Origin of the sequence: Azotobacter beijerinckii, assembly GCF_900110885.1 — a bacterium.
GTDB lineage: Bacteria > Pseudomonadota > Gammaproteobacteria > Pseudomonadales > Pseudomonadaceae > Azotobacter > Azotobacter beijerinckii.
Map to the genome: position 1 here is coordinate 1 of NZ_FOFJ01000075.1, position 14,718 is coordinate 14,718.

General features: G+C 66.0%; 12 protein-coding genes. 9 read left to right on the plus strand and 3 right to left on the minus strand.

Features of this window, described 5'->3' with window-relative positions; genetic code table 11:
- Window positions 1–285 precede the first annotated feature (285 nt).
- On the minus strand, window positions 286–1,299 hold the full coding sequence (locus BMY22_RS20495) for an IS110 family RNA-guided transposase (RefSeq protein ID WP_090621431.1): 1,014 nt from the start codon (window positions 1,297–1,299) through the stop codon (window positions 286–288).
- Window positions 1,300–1,451: 152 nt separating this feature from the next.
- Here BMY22_RS20495 and hrpA point away from each other — a divergent pair, with 152 nt between their 5' ends.
- Complete coding sequence (gene hrpA / locus BMY22_RS20500) at window positions 1,452–5,441, plus strand: ATP-dependent RNA helicase HrpA (RefSeq protein ID WP_090625074.1); 3,990 nt, start codon at window positions 1,452–1,454, stop codon at window positions 5,439–5,441.
- A 59-nt stretch (window positions 5,442–5,500) separates the two neighbouring features.
- Here hrpA and trbK read toward each other — a convergent pair whose 3' ends face one another.
- A complete protein-coding gene (gene trbK / locus BMY22_RS20505) occupies window positions 5,501–5,668 on the minus strand; it encodes an entry exclusion lipoprotein TrbK (protein WP_090625076.1) in 168 nt (55 codons plus the stop codon).
- A gap of 386 nt (window positions 5,669–6,054) precedes the next feature.
- Between trbK and BMY22_RS20510 the strand changes: the two genes are divergently transcribed.
- From BMY22_RS20510 to BMY22_RS25250, 8 genes are all read left to right on the plus strand, one after another.
- Window positions 6,055–6,516 carry a hypothetical protein gene (locus tag BMY22_RS20510; RefSeq protein WP_143068572.1) on the plus strand — a complete coding sequence of 154 codons (462 nt, stop codon included), beginning with the start codon at window positions 6,055–6,057 and terminating at the stop codon, window positions 6,514–6,516.
- Window positions 6,517–6,618: 102 nt separating this feature from the next.
- Window positions 6,619–7,737, plus strand: a complete 1,119-nt coding sequence (locus BMY22_RS20515) for an efflux RND transporter periplasmic adaptor subunit (protein ID WP_090625079.1) — start codon at window positions 6,619–6,621, stop codon at window positions 7,735–7,737.
- Window positions 7,737–10,820, plus strand: coding sequence for an efflux RND transporter permease subunit (locus BMY22_RS20520; protein ID WP_090625081.1), 3,084 nt, complete (start codon window positions 7,737–7,739; stop codon window positions 10,818–10,820). The genes BMY22_RS20515 and BMY22_RS20520 overlap by 1 nt, the downstream gene beginning before the upstream one ends.
- On the plus strand, window positions 10,813–11,112 hold the full coding sequence (locus tag BMY22_RS20525; protein WP_090625082.1) for a DUF3240 family protein: 300 nt from the start codon (window positions 10,813–10,815) through the stop codon (window positions 11,110–11,112). The genes BMY22_RS20520 and BMY22_RS20525 overlap by 8 nt, the downstream gene beginning before the upstream one ends.
- Window positions 11,109–12,341, plus strand: coding sequence for a TolC family protein (locus tag BMY22_RS20530; RefSeq protein ID WP_090625084.1), 1,233 nt, complete (start codon window positions 11,109–11,111; stop codon window positions 12,339–12,341). Before BMY22_RS20525 ends, BMY22_RS20530 begins: the two co-directional genes overlap by 4 nt.
- Before the next feature lie 230 nt (window positions 12,342–12,571).
- On the plus strand, window positions 12,572–12,985 hold the full coding sequence (locus BMY22_RS20535; RefSeq protein WP_170849316.1) for a MarR family winged helix-turn-helix transcriptional regulator: 414 nt from the start codon (window positions 12,572–12,574) through the stop codon (window positions 12,983–12,985).
- A 54-nt stretch (window positions 12,986–13,039) separates the two neighbouring features.
- Window positions 13,040–14,236, plus strand: a complete 1,197-nt coding sequence (locus BMY22_RS20540) for an MFS transporter (RefSeq protein WP_090625087.1) — start codon at window positions 13,040–13,042, stop codon at window positions 14,234–14,236.
- Entirely contained in the window at window positions 14,233–14,355 is a 123-nt protein-coding gene (locus BMY22_RS25250; RefSeq protein ID WP_278250222.1) for a hypothetical protein, read from the plus strand. Before BMY22_RS20540 ends, BMY22_RS25250 begins: the two co-directional genes overlap by 4 nt.
- 56 nt (window positions 14,356–14,411) lie before the next feature.
- Here the strand turns inward: BMY22_RS25250 and BMY22_RS20545 are convergent.
- A partial coding sequence (locus BMY22_RS20545) for an ISAs1 family transposase (RefSeq protein ID WP_143068573.1) occupies window positions 14,412–14,718 on the minus strand: 307 nt, incomplete at its 5' end.

Sequence of the window (14,718 nt, forward strand, 5' to 3'; positions counted from 1 at the left end):
CCGTATATGGACTCCCCCCGGTTTGCCAGTGAAACGCTGTGTCGACGACCTTGGTACGACTGCTTCCGTATATCCGGCTTTCGAGGGGGCTCTGTTTGCCCCGAGCCATGATGAATATCCGCTCATGTGCGCCTGATCGCCCTAGCGGCCTTGGTGAGCAGAGGGTCTGGGGTACAAGCAGGTTTCACACATGCCGGTTCGCCCGGTTCGTCATCGCTGCATGTCACTGTGCAATCGTGGTGGATCTACCGCTCAACGTCTCCCAGGCTTTACAGCCCGGGGGCCTCAGCTAGGCCGATAACCCTCGCCCCGGCTGAGGATCGCCCAGACGATCCGGGCGTTCTTGTTCGCCAGGGCCACCGTGGCGATGTTCGGGTTGCGCCGGCACACCAGCTGCCGAAGCCACTGGCTGCGTCGATCCGCCTTGTCCTGGCAGTGCCTGAACACCGCTCGGGCGCCGTGAATCAACAGGGTCCGCAAATAGGTATCGCCTCGTTTGTTGATCGAGCCCAGGCGCTCCTTGCCGCCGCTGGAGTGTTGGCGAGGAACCAACCCCAGCCAGGCAGCGAACTGCCGGGCGCTGCGGAACTGTCGGGCATCGCCCACGGCCGACACCAGGGCGGTGGCCGTGATCGGACCGATACCCTCGACCTGCATCAGGCGCCCCACGCGCTCGTCCTCGCGGGCCTGGCGCCGGATCATGTCGTCGAGACGGGACAGCCGCGCGTCATGCTCGTCCAACTCGCCACGCAACTCCGCCAGCAGCTCGCGCATCTGCCCAGGCAGGCCGTTCTGCGCATCCAGGGCCGTCTGCGCCAGTCGGCGGGTAGCCGCAATGCCGTGCCGGCTTTCGACCAGGCCAAACTCGCCCAGCAGTCCGCGAATCTCGTTGACCAGCGCCGTCCGCGCCCGGATCAGGCGGCTCCTGATCCGGTGCAGCGCCTGGCCGGCCTGCTGCTCGGCGCTCTTCACCTCGACGTAGCGCATGCTCGGTCGACTGGCTGCCTCGCAGATCGCCTCGGCGTCATTGGCGTCGTTCTTGCCGCTCTTGACGTAGGGCTTGACGAACTGCGGTGCGATCAGACGCGCCTCGTGCCCGAGGGTCCGCAGTTCCCGCGCCCAGTAATGGGCACTGCCACAGGCCTCCATCGCCACCGTGCAGGGCTCGAGTCGACGAAAGAAGTCCAGCATTTGCGAGCGTTTGAGCTGCTTGCGGCAGACCGCCTGTTCGTGGCTGTCGACGCCATGAAGCTGGAACACCTGCTTTGCCAAATCGACGCCTATCCGCTTGAGTTTCATGGGGACTCCCTCCTTCTGATGACTGCTGTTTCCAGCAACTTCAGTCTGGCGCGTTGACGCCGTAGGAGGGGGGAGTCCATTTCATTGCCCTACGGCCCCCCGCCGAAATCTGCGACAATCGCGGCCTTTCCGCGAATCGCCAACGGCTGTCCATGACCGACGCAACGCCCGCCCTCGACCTCCTCTCGAACAACCTCGACCACGCCCTGATCGGCGACCGCCACCGCCTGCGGCGCCAGCTCCACGAGCTGCGCAAGAAGCCCGACGAGGCGAAGCTGGCGCAGTGGCTGGAGCGCTTCCAGGCCTCCTGTGCGCGGGTCGAGGCGCGTCGGGCCAGCGTGCCGGTGCTGCGCTACGACGACAGCCTGCCGATTGCCGCCAAGCGCGACGAGATCAAGGCGGCGCTGGAAAGGCACCAGGTACTGGTGATCGCCGGCGAGACCGGCTCGGGCAAGACCACCCAGCTGCCGAAGATCTGCCTGGAGATCGGCCGCGGCGTACACGGGCTGATCGGCCACACCCAGCCCCGGCGTCTCGCCGCGCGCAGCGTGGCCACCCGGGTCGCCGAGGAGATCGGTTCGCCCTTGGGCGAGCTGGTCGGCTACCAGGTGCGCTTTGAGGACCAGTCCAACGAGCGCAGCCTGATCAAGCTGATGACCGACGGCATCCTGCTCGCCGAGACCCAGCACGACCGCTACCTCGAGCGCTACGACACGATCATCGTCGACGAGGCCCACGAGCGCAGCCTGAACATCGATTTCCTGCTCGGCTACCTGAAGACCCTGCTGCCGCGCCGGCCCGACCTGAAGGTCATCATCACCTCGGCGACCATCGACCTGGAGCGCTTCTCGAAGCACTTCGGCGATGCGCCGATCGTCGAGGTGTCCGGGCGCACCTACCCGGTGGACACCTGGTACCGCCCGCTGGCCGCGGAGACCGACGAGGAGGGCAACCGGGTCGAGGAGGACCTGTCCGTCGACCAGGGCATCCTCGCCGCCCTCGACGAGATCGCCGCCTTCGAGCGCAGCGAGGGCAAGCGCCCCGGCGACGTGCTGGTGTTCCTCCCTGGCGAGCGGGAGATCCGCGACTGTGCCGAGGTGCTGCGCAAGGCCAACCTGAAACACACCGAAGTCCTGCCGCTCTACGCCCGCCTGACCCCGGCCGAGCAGCAGAAGATCTTCCGCCCGGCGGCCGGCCGCAAGATCGTGCTGGCCACCAACGTCGCCGAGACCTCGCTCACCGTGCCGGGCATCCGCTACGTGATCGACAGCGGTACCGCGCGGATCAGCCGCTACAGCTACCGCGCCAAGGTCCAGCGCCTGCCCATCGAGGCCGTCTCCCAGGCCAGCGCCAACCAGCGCAAGGGCCGCTGCGGGCGGGTCGAGCCGGGCATCTGCGTGCGCCTCTACAGCGAGGAGGATTTCCTCGCCCGCCCGGAGTTCACCGACCCCGAGATCCTGCGCACCAACCTCGCCGCGGTGATCCTGCAGATGCTCCACCTGCGCCTGGGCGGCATCGAGGACTTTCCCTTCATCGAGCCGCCGGACGGCAAGGCGATCAGCGACGGCTTCAACCTGCTGCAGGAGCTCTCGGCGGTCAGCCACGAGGGCCAGCTCACTCCGCTCGGCCGCCAGCTGGCGCGCCTGCCGGTGGACCCGCGCCTCGGTCGCATGCTGCTGGAGGCCGCCCGGCAGGGCAGCCTGGAGGAAGTGCTGATCGTCGCCAGCGCGCTCTCGGTGCAAGACGTGCGCGAACGCCCGATCGAACGCCAGCAGGCCGCCGACCAGGCCCACGCCCAGTGGAAGGACCCGGACTCCGACTTCGCCGCGCTGATCAACCTCTGGCGCGGCTTCGAGGAGCAGCGCCAGGCCTTGGGCGCCAACGCCCTGCGCAGCTGGTGCCGGAAGAGTTTCCTGAATTACCTGCGCCTGCGCGAATGGCGCGATGCCCACCGCCAGCTCACCCTGATCTGCCGCGAACTCCAGCTGCCCTTCGGAAGCCGCAGGGGGGAAGACTCGCACCGCGATCTTCCCGCGGCCCCGCCGAAGAAGCACGCCGAAGCCAGCGAAGCCGCCCAACAGGCCCGCGACTACGCCGCCGTGCACAAGGCGATCCTCTCCGGCCTGCTCAGCCAGGTCGGCCAGAAGACCGAGGAGGGCGACTACCTCGGCGCCCGCCAGCGGCGTTTCTGGATTCACCCTTCCAGCGTGATCGGCCGCAAGAAGCCGGTCTGGACGATGGCCGCCGAGCTGGTCGAGACCACCAAGCTGTTCGCCCGCATGGTGGCGAAGATCGACCCCGACTGGATCGAGCCGCTGGCCGCTCATCTGGTCAAGAAGAACTACTTCGAGCCGCACTGGGAGAAGAAGCGCGGCCAGGTCGTCGCCTACGAGCAGGTCACCCTCTACGGGCTGATCGTGGTCGGCCGCCGCCCGGTGCACTACGGCCCCATCGACCCGCCGGTGGCCCGCGAGCTGTTCATCCGCGAAGGCCTGGTGCGCGGCGAGATCGCCAGCCGCGCCAAATGCCTGACCGCCAACTGCGAGCTGCTGGAGCTGCTCGACGAGTTGGAGGCCAAGGCGCGCCGGCGCGACATCCTCGCCGACGAGGAAACCCTGTTCGCCTACTACGAGGCGCGCCTGCCGGCGGACATCTACCAGACCGCCAGCTTCGACAGCTGGTACAAGCGCGAGAGCGCCAAGGACCCGCAGCTGCTGATCATGCGCGAGGAGGACGTGCTGGCCCGCGAGGCCAGCGAAGTCACCGCCGCGCAATACCCGGACAGCCTGCGCCTCGGCGAGCTGCAGCTGCCCTTGACCTACCACTTCGAGCCCGGCCATCCGCGCGACGGCGTGACCGTCCGAGTGCCGGCGCCGCTGTTGCCGCAACTCCCCGCCGAACGCCTCGACTGGCTGGTGCCGGGCCTGCTGGAAGCCAAGTGTGTGGCTCTGGTGCGCAACCTGCCCAAGGCGATCCGCAAGAACTTCGTGCCGGTGCCGGACTTCGTCAAGGCGGCGCTGGCCAAGTTGGTCTTCGCCGAAGGCGCCTTGCCCGAGGTGCTGGGCCGCGAGCTGACGCGCATGACCGGCGCCCGGGTGCCCGAGGAGGCCTGGGTCGAGGCCGCTACCCAGCTCGAAAGCCATCTGAAGATGAACCTCGAGGTGGTCGATGCGCGCGGCAAGTTCCTCGGCGAAGGCCGCGATCTCGCCGCGCTGACCGCCCGCTTCGCCGAAGCCAGCCAGGCCGCCCTGGCCATCCCGCAGCAGGCCCGGGAGCAGCAGCCGGTGCAGGCCAAGGCCTTCGCCCCGGTGGCGGAAAAGACCCAGCAGAAGATCGCCGGCCTGTCCATGACGGTGTTCCCGGCGCTGGTGGAAGAGGGCGGCGCGGTGAAGGAAAACCGCTTTTCCACCCAGGCCGAGGCCGACTTCCAGCACCGCCGCGCCCTGCAGCGCCTGCTCCTGCAGCAGCTCGCCGAGCCGGCCAAGCAACTGCGCGGCAAGCTGCCGGGCCTTACCGAACTCAGCCTGCTGTATCGCGACATGGGCAAGCCGGACGCTCTGATCGAGGAGATCCTGCTGGCCAGCCTCGACGCCTGCATCCTCGACGGCGAGCCCCAGCTGCCCCGCGACGGCGCCGCGCTGGCCACGCTGGCCGAACAGAAGCGCGGCGCCTGGGCCGAGCAGGCCGGGCGTCTGGCAAAGCTGGTGCTGGAAATCCTCAAGCTCCGCCACGACCTGCAGAAACGCTTCAAGGGCCGCATCGACCTGGCCCAGGCCGTCGCCCTCAATGACATCAAGGCCCAGCTCGTCCAACTGATCCAGCCCGGCTTCGTCCGTGACACCCCGGCCGAATGGCTGCGCGAATACCCCCGCTACCTCAAGGCCATCGAGCAGCGCCTCGACAAGGTCGGCAGCCAGCTGCAGCGCGACCGCGTCTGGACCGGCGAACTGGCCGGCTACTGGGAACAGTACCGGGCCCGCGCCGCCAAGCACGCCCAGGAAGGCAAGCGCGACCCCAACCTGACCCTGTACCGCTGGATGCTGGAGGAATACCGGGTATCGCTGTTCGCGCAGCAGCTGGGGACGAAGATGGCGGTGTCGGACAAGCGGTTGAGCAAGCAGTGGGCGGCGGTGGAAGGTTGACGAAGCGACGGGGTCGGTGGGGCTGCGGATTTTCCCCGTCGCTCCGTCCCGCTACCCGATCAGCCGCGCAGACACTTATCGACGAACTCCGAGCGAATACTTCGATCGAGTTGTACGACGGTCGCTGGCTGGCAGTTCTCACGGTTGGCTTCCGGCATGGTCGGCTTGCAGCCGACGAGCATGGCCGCCATGGCGGCGGTCCAGGTGATGGTCAGGAAGTACTTCATTAGGCGTTTGTTCCCTTTACTGCGATATGTACCCGAACGAGCCGGTTGGCCAGGCCCTCGCGTCCCGGGCCTCGGAGGCGTCGATGAACCGCCACATGGGCTGTCCGCGCCGGAGGCGTTTCCCTTCGGCCGGGCTACGCGATGGGCGAGAGGGTGGAAAGGATATCAGCGATATATCCGGGAGGCTGCTTCAATCACTGACCGGCTCCCTGGGACTTGCGAACGTCTCCAGCAGGCCATGCACGGCCCCGATCGCAGCACCCGGATTGGCCGGGACGGGTAGCCGTTAAGCTAGAATTAATACTGGGGGCTTATGGTCGGCCACCGTATCGAAGCCATTGCTTTGCGGTGGGCAATTGTCCGCAGGTGCATCGACGAAGGGGCGGATGGGCCACGAATCTGTCCTTTCGCTTCCGGAGCCGACGGTCGAGATTGCCGCCTACGGACTGAATGCTTGTGGAAACGGAATGCGGAACTCAACGAAAAAGAACCTGTCGCTCGTATTGCTTATCTTGGTGTTGATAGGAAATGGCGTCTTTGCGTTCGATTCGAAGAGGCTGGCCCATGCCATCAGTCATGGTCAGTCGCTGTCTCCGTCGTTGCTCGATCACAACGCGTCTTTCCCGTTCGCCGCCCAGGGCGAGCGGAAGGCCCGGCCCTTGAGTGCCATCGAGCACCAACTGCTGCATGCCGCAGAGCATATCCAGACCTTCGTTGCCAACCGGGATTTCGATGATCTGGCCGACGTGCCGGCTCGGATCGTTCCCAGCGGTCGTTCCTCGCTCGCCCTGCCTCAAGCCGAGGCCGAGCTTCCCTTTCGTCCTCCCCGGCTCCTTCCGTCGCTCTGAGTCCGCGTAGCGGCGCGGACTCCACCCGGATTTTTCTTTTTCGCGACCGACGATTCGAGAAGGCTGCGCCTGTCTTGCCGACAGCCGTCGCCAGGGATTTTTATGAATAAGTTGAGTGTTCGTTTCCAGCGCCTCGCCTGTGCCGTGGCGGTGGGCTATAGCATGTCGGCCATGGCCGGTGGGCAGGCGACAAAGATCGATGTTCCCGATGCTCAGGTCGAGGCCTTGGGAATCAAGACGTCGCCGCTTCAGCGTCGCGGCGACTCCGTCAGGGCGAGTTTCCCGGCACAGGTTGTCGTTCCGGCCGGGGCGGAGCACGTTGTGAGTTCGCCGGTGGCTGGCTTGGTGACTCAAGTGCTGGTTCAGCAGTTCCAGGCCGTGCCGGCGGGGATGCCCCTCTTGCGTATCGCCAGCGCAGAACTCGGTCAGTTGCAGTTGCAGTTACTGCAGGCCTCGTCGCAGGCCACGCTTGCACGGCAAGCCGTACAGCGCGAACAGCAGCTGTTCAAAGAAGGAATCATTCCGCAACGTCGCGTGCAGGAGGCTCTGGCTGCGCAGAGAGAAGCCAATGCGGCGCTTGTCCAGGCCAAGGCGGCCCTGCGCCTTGGCGGCATGCCTTCTGCGACCATCGAAAACGTCATGGCCTCGGGCCAGCCACAAGATAGCATCACGCTTGCCGCCACTCAGGCAGGCGTGGTCTCGCTCATCGAGGCGAAGCCCGGTCAGCGGGTGGATGTGTCGGCCGCCTTGCTGCATATCACCCAAACCGATTCCCTTTGGCTCGAGATCCAGCTGCCCGCTTCCGAAAGCATGAACTGGCCGGTGGGAACCAGCGTCGAAGTTCCCGGCAGGGCGCTCAAGGCAAGCGTTGTGAGTGTCAGTCCGACCGTCGCCTCCAGCAGTCAGACGATGATGCTGCGGGCAGCGCTGGAGGGCGGTCCCGGCTCACTGCGTCCCGGGGAGCTGGTAACCGTCGAACTGCCTGTCGGCGTAGGCCAAAGCGGTTGGGATGTGCCGCTTTCCGCAATGGCTTACGACGACAAGCAGGCCTATGTATTCGTTCGCACGCCGGGCGGCTTCGACGCCAGGCCGGTAAGCGTCGTGGCCAGCGCCGGCCAGTCGGTGCGCGTGCAAGGCGTGCTCGAAGCCGGCGAGCAGGTCGCTGTTCGCGGAACGGTGGCGCTGAAAGGCGCCTTGCTGGACAAGAAGGGAGAACAGTGATGCTTTCCCGACTGGTGCAGTTTTCCCTGGCGCAGCGCCTGTTCGTTCTTTTGGCGACCTTGATCGTCGCGGGAGCGGGCTGGTATGCCTACCTGAAGTTGCCGATCGATGCGTTTCCCGACGTATCCAGCACCCAGGTCAAGATCATCATGAAGGCCCCCGGCATGACCCCGGAGGAGGTCGAAAGCCGCATCGCGGTGCCGATCGAGGTGGAGATGCTCGGCATCCCGAGGACCACCATCCTGCGTACGGTCACGAAATACGGCCTTGTCGACGTGACCATCAATTTCGAGGATGGCACCGATATCTACTGGGCGCGTCAGCAGGTCGGCGAGCGTCTGAGCGGTCTGGCGAGCAGTCTGCCGACGGGCATAGACGGGGGGATGGCGCCGATCACGACGCCGCTCGGGGAGATGTTCATGTTCACTGTCGACAGTGACGAGCTTTCCCTGGCGGAGCGGCGCAGCCTGCTCGACTGGGTGATTCGTCCGGCGCTGCGAACCGTGCCCGGTGTCGCGGAAGTCAATGCCCTGGGGGGTGTCGTCCGGGCCTACGAAGTCGTGCCGAACGCGCCGAAGATGGCGTCCAGCGGCGTGACGATGGCGCAGATCAAGGAGGCAATCAACGCCAACAATCGCAACGATGGCGCCGGCCGCCTCGGCGAAGGCGGCGAAGTCTTGCTGGTGCGTAGCGAAGGCAGCATCACCAGCCTGGAGGAACTGCGCGCGATCGTCGTGACGACGGCGGGCGTACCCGTGCGTATTGGCGATCTGGCCGAGGTCAAGGTCGGTTCGGTGACGCGCAACGGCGTGGTGACGCAAAGCGGTCGGGGCGAAGCGGTCGAAGGGCTGGTATTGGGCCTGGCTGGTGCGAACGCCCAGCAAGTGGTCGAAGGCGTTCGCAAGAAGCTGGACGAGCTGCAGTCTTCCCTTCCCGAGCGTGTGCGCATCGAAAGCTTTTACAACCGCGCCTCGCTGGTTACCAAGGCCGTGGGCACCGTCTCCTCCGCGTTGATGGAGGCGACCATTCTGGTGCTGATCCTGCTGGGCCTGTTCCTGGGCGATGTGCGCGCGGCATTGACGGTCGCCCTGGTGCTGCCCCTGGCGGCCTTGATCACCTTCATTCTGATGCACAGCTTCGGGATGTCGGCGAATCTCATGAGCCTCGGAGGGCTGGCCATCGCCATCGGCATGCTGGTGGACGCCGCGGTGGTGGTCGTCGAGAACATCGTACAGCGCTTGGCAACCGACCCTACGGCCGGCAAGCTGCCCAGGCTGCACACGATTTATCGCGCCGTGCGGGAGGTCTCGGTACCGGTCCTGTCCGGGACGCTGATCATCGTCACGGTGTTTCTGCCGCTGATCACCCTGCAGGGGCTGGAGGGCAAATTCTTCGTTCCGGTGGCGCTCACCATCGTCTTTGCGCTGCTCGGCTCCCTGATCCTTTCGCTGACCGTTATCCCCGTACTGGCATCCTATTTATTGGGCAATGTCCATCACGGCGAGCCCTGGCTGCCGCGCAAGCTGCTGGCGCTCTACGAGCCAGCCATCGAGTGGGGGCTGCGCCAGCCACGTATCGTGGCGATGGTGGCCGTTGCCATGCTGGTGGTTGCCGGTCTGCTCTATACCCAGGTCGGCAAGACGTTCATGCCCACGATGGACGAGGGGGACCTGATCGTCGGCATCGAGAAATTGCCCTCCATCGGTCTCGAAGAAAGCGCCGCGCTCGATCTGAAGATTCAACAAGCCATCATGCAGGCCATTCCGGAAGTGACGGGCGTCGTTGCCCGTGTGGGCTCCGACGAGATCGGTCTCGATCCGATGGGGCTCAATCAGACCGACACCTTTCTGCTGCTGAAGCCGCAGGACGAGTGGCGCATGCACGGCAAGGAGGCGCTGATGGAGGAGCTTCGCAAGGTGCTCGATCCCATGCCGGGCATCAGTTACAGCTTTACCCAGCCGATCGAAATGCGGGTGTCGGAAATGGTCATCGGCGTGCGGGGGGATCTGGCGATCAAGATTTACGGCCCGGACCTGGCCAAACTCAATGACCTTGCCGGCCAGGTCGAGGCGGTACTCAAGACGATTCCTGGCAATCGGGATGTCTATACGGTTCAGAACGACGGTATGCAGTACCTGCGCGTGGCGGTGGACCGTCTCCAGGCCGGTCGGCTCGGGCTGAGCGTGGAGGAGGTTCAGGACGCGTTGCGCACGCAAATCGAGGGGCAGCGGGCCGGTGCCGTAATCGAGGGCAACCAGCGCACCCCGATCATCCTGCGTGGCAGCGAATCGATTCGCTTGTCCCCGGCCGAATTCGCCGCCACACGCATTACGACCCGGGATGGCCATACGGTGCCGATCTCCACCCTCGCGAAACTGGAGCGTGCCGGGGGGCCCGTCAAGATCGAGCGGGAAATGGGCAGCCGTTACAGCGTGGTCGTCGCCAATGTCAGTGGCCGCGACCTGGTGGGATTCGTGGAGGAGGCGAAGGCTCAGGTCGCGCAGAAGGTCGATCTGCCCACCGGTTATCGGGTTACCTGGGGTGGGCAGTTCGAGAACCAGCAGCGCGCCGCTGCGCGGTTGGCCGTCGTCGTGCCGATCGCCCTCGGGCTGGTCTTCGTGTTGCTGTTTTCGACCTTTCGCTCGGTCCGCCAGGCGCTGCTGATCCTGAGCAATATTCCATTCGCCTTGGTCGGGGGCATCGTCGCCCTATGGCTCACCGGCGAATACCTGTCCGTTCCGGCGTCCGTCGGCTTCATCGCCCTGCTGGGGATTGCCGTTCTCAACGGCGTGGTGCTGGTCAGTTACTTCAATCAGCTCCAGAGCGAGGGTATGAGCCTGAGCGAAGTCGTCGTGCAGGGAGCGAAGCGTCGGCTGCGGCCGGTGCTGATGACGGCCTCGATCACTGCATTCGGGCTGGTTCCCTTGCTGTTCTCGTCGGGGCCCGGGTCGGAGATTCAACGCCCTCTCGCCATTGTGGTGATTGGCGGCCTCATTACCGCAACCGCATTGACGCTGATGCTGCTCCCCATTCTGTATCTGCATTTCGCGTTTCCGAAAAAGTCGGAGGCATCCCATGTCTGAACTTTGCCTGACGCTGCTGTGCCTGCCAGCGATTGAAGAAAAACTGCTCGACGCGCTGTTGATGTCCGATGTGAAGGTATTTACGAGCACGCCGACCGCCGAGCATGGTCTCGATCAGAGAAACCTGGACCCGATGGAGCAGGTGCTCGGTCGTGCCCGCGCCACACAGGTACAGGCGATCATTGCCGCGGCCGATAAGGAGCCGTTGCTCGAAGCCCTCCGCCGGCAGTTTTCCGGAACGGGCCTGCGCTATTGGGTGACGCCCGTCATCGAGGCAGGAGAGATCGAATGAAGCTTTTTTCTCTTGTGATCGGATTGTCGATCTTTGCAGGTGCGGCATGTGCGGAGGAATACTCCGGGCCGCTGGGGTTGCTGCCGACGGAGGTCGTCCGCCAGGTACTCGAGCAGGACCCTGCCGTTTCGGCCGCGCGCGCGGGCCTGGATGTCGGGCGCTACGAGGCGGACATCCTCGATCGCTCGCCCTACGAGTGGACGCCCACGGTCCTGGGGCAGCGGCGGGCGGTCCAGGGAGGCTCCAACCTCAACGAGTGGAATGTCGGGGTCGAGCGGACCTTCCGGCTGCCGAACAAGGCCGCGGCCGATCAGCGGATCGGCCGCGGCATGGTCGAGGTCTCGGAGATACGCTACACCGAGGCACTGCGGCAGGCCTCCCTGACCCTCATGGCGTTATGGGTGGACTGGCTCGCCGCCGAGCGATCGCTCGCATTGGCCGAGAAAAACCTCCAGTCGGTTCAGGACAGCCTGGCGGCGGTGGAGAAGCGCGCGCTGGCGGGAGACGCCTCGGAGCTGGATGTCAGCCTGGCGCGCGCCGAGCTGGCCGACCAGCGGCGCCTCCACAACGATGCGAAGACGCTGGCCGCGGCGGCCTGGGTTCATCTGTCCACGCGCTTTCCCGGTATCGATCGCCAGATCGTGCAACTGCCTAAGCCGGTTCCGCTCGACCGGGACATGACCTTCTGGCGGGAGCGCATCCTGGCCGAGAGCAATGCCCTGAAAGTCATGCAGGCGCAGTTGCAGGTGGCGCAAGGGCAGGCGGAGCGGGCGCATGCGGACAAGATCCCGGACCCCTCGCTGACCTTTTTCACCGCTTCCGAGCAGGGGGGGCGGGAGCGGATCAACGGGATGTCGGTCAGTGTGCCCATTCCCAGCGGGGCACGCAGCTCGCGCAGTGCGAAAGCCCAGGCGGAACTCGAAGTCCTGTCCCAGGAGGTCATGCTCGCCAAGCGCCAGCTCGAGGCGGACATCGCCAGCGCCGTCGCGATGGCTCAAGGCACCTACGACAGCTTTCGGATCGCCAACGAAGGGGCAGAGGCCATGCAGAGAAATGCCATCCTGATGCAGAGAGCCTACGCGCTCGGCGAAGCCGAACTGCAGGCCTTGCTGCAGGCCCGTCGCCAGGCGACCAGCGCCATGACCAACGTCATGCAGACGCAAGTCACGGCCCTGAAGTCCTATTACGGGCTGCTGGTCAACGCCCACCTGGTTTGGGATTTTGATTGAGGCCACGGCCACGGCCACGGCGTCCGGGGCGGAGCGCTGTTGGATCAGGGGTGTTTAGCGGGATCTTTTCCACGGCAGCGGGCCGATCCATCCAGAAATCCGGGGTTTCCCGGATTTCTGCGTTCTGCGGGCGCACCCGCTCGCGCGCCCGGCTCCGGGAGACGCATATGGGAGGACCCGATGTGGCGCGCGATTGACTTCCCGGCAACTGCGGGTATATACACGTATTTATGCTCCCCACCCACTGCCTCTGCACCAAACTCCGCCGGGCCACGCGCAGCGTGAACCGCCTGTACGACGATGCCCTTGCCGCTGTCGGGCTGAATGCCGCGCAGTATTCGCTGCTGCGCAACCTCGAGCGGCTGGAGCGGCCGAGCATTACCAGCCTGGCCGAAGCGATGGGGCTGGATCGCAGCACCCTCGGGCGCAATCTGCGGGTGCTGGAGGGCAAGGGGCTGCTGGCACTGGAAGGCGGCGAGGATCAGCGCAACCGGCTGGTCTCCCCGACGGCGGCGGGCCGGGCCTGTCTCGACCAGGCGAGAGCGGCCTGGGAGCGGGTGCAGGAGCAACTGGGGCAGCGCCTCGGGCCGGAGAAGCGGAGCGCCTTGATGGCGCTGCTGGACGAATTGGAAAATCTGGGCTGATTTTTTTCGCGGATAAGCGGGTATATACCCGTAAGAGGACGACTCATGACTTCGATGTGGCGCACGAGTGGCTGGGTTCTGCTGGGGGCTTCGCTGATCCTGGCGATATCGCTGGGCGTCCGCCACGGTTTCGGGCTGTTCCTGGCGCCGATGAGCGGCGAGTTCGGCTGGGGGCGGGAGGTGTTCGCCTTCGCCATCGCCCTGCAGAACCTGATCTGGGGGCTGGCGCAGCCCTTCACCGGAGCGCTCGCCGACCGCTACGGCGCGGCGCGGGCGGTGGTCGTCGGCGGCGTGCTCTACGCCGTGGGTCTGGCGCTGATGGCTTTGGCCGATTCGCTCTGGACGCTGTCGCTGAGCGCGGGCCTGCTGATCGGCCTCGGCCTGTCGGGCACCTCCTTCTCGGTGGTTCTCGGCGTGGTCGGCCGTGCGGTGTCGGCGGAGCAGCGCAGCATGGCGATGGGCATCGCCGCGGCCGCCGGCTCCTTCGGCCAGTTCGCCATGCTGCCCGGCACCCTCGGGCTGATCGGCTGGCTCGGCTGGTCGTCGGCGCTGCTCGCGCTGGGCCTCTTGGTCGCACTGATCGTGCCGCTGGTGGGGCTGCTCAGGGACAACCCGCAGCCGCCCCGGGCCGACGAGCAGAGCCTGGGCGAGGCGCTGCGCGAGGCGGCGGCGCATTCCGGGTTCTGGCTGCTGGCGCTGGGCTTCTTCGTCTGCGGCTTCCAGGTGGTGTTCATCGGCGTGCATCTGCCGGCCTATCTGGTCGACCAGCACCTGCCGGCCCGGGTCGGCACCACGGTGCTGGCGCTGGTCGGGCTGTTCAACGTGTTCGGCACCTATATCGCCGGCTGGCTCGGCGGACGGCATGCCAAGCCGCGGCTGCTGACCGCGCTCTACCTGCTGCGCGGCGTGCTGATCGTCGCCTTCGTCTACCTGCCGCTCAGCGAGTGGAGCGCCTATGCCTTCGGCATGACCATGGGGCTGCTGTGGCTGTCCACGGTACCGCTGACCAACGGCACGGTGGCGACCCTGTTCGGCGTGCGCAACCTGTCGATGCTCGGCGGCATCGTGTTCCTCTTCCACCAGCTCGGCGCCTTTCTCGGCGGTTGGCTGGGCGGCTGGCTCTACGACCGCACGGGCAGCTACGAGCTGGTCTGGCAGCTTTCCATCGCCCTCAGCCTGATCGCCGCATTGCTCAACTGGCCGGTGCGCGAACAGCCGGTGGCGCGCCTGCAGGCGGTCGGGGCGGCATGAGCGGCGGGCTGGCCCGGCTGCTCGGTGCCGCGCTGCTCGGCCTGCTGCTGGCGCTCGCCTGGTGGGGCTGGCGGCAGGGCGGGCTGGCCCTGCTGCAGTTGGGGCTGGGCGTTTGCTGAGGGCGGCGTTCTTTCGCTGCGGCGGGCATGGCGGGCTGCGGGCCAGGGCAATCGCGCTATGAGGCATCCGGGCCAAACAGCAGTTGGGTTCGGTACTGCGCATTGGTGCAAGCCCGCATGCGCCGCCTGCCAATGCTCAGTTGACTGCTGTCGTTCTGTCGTATCAGGTTCAGTGCCGCACGGCGTATCACGGCCAGGTTGCTGGCCGAGTGGTCCTTGCGACTGCGATTGGCATCCTCGCGAAACTGCACATCCAACACCCAGTGCTGGCTGTTCTCAATGGCCCAGTGGTCGCGCACCACGCCGGCAAAGCGTTCCAGGTCGCCGATCGAGCTCAGGAAATAGCGGCACTCGCGCATTTCC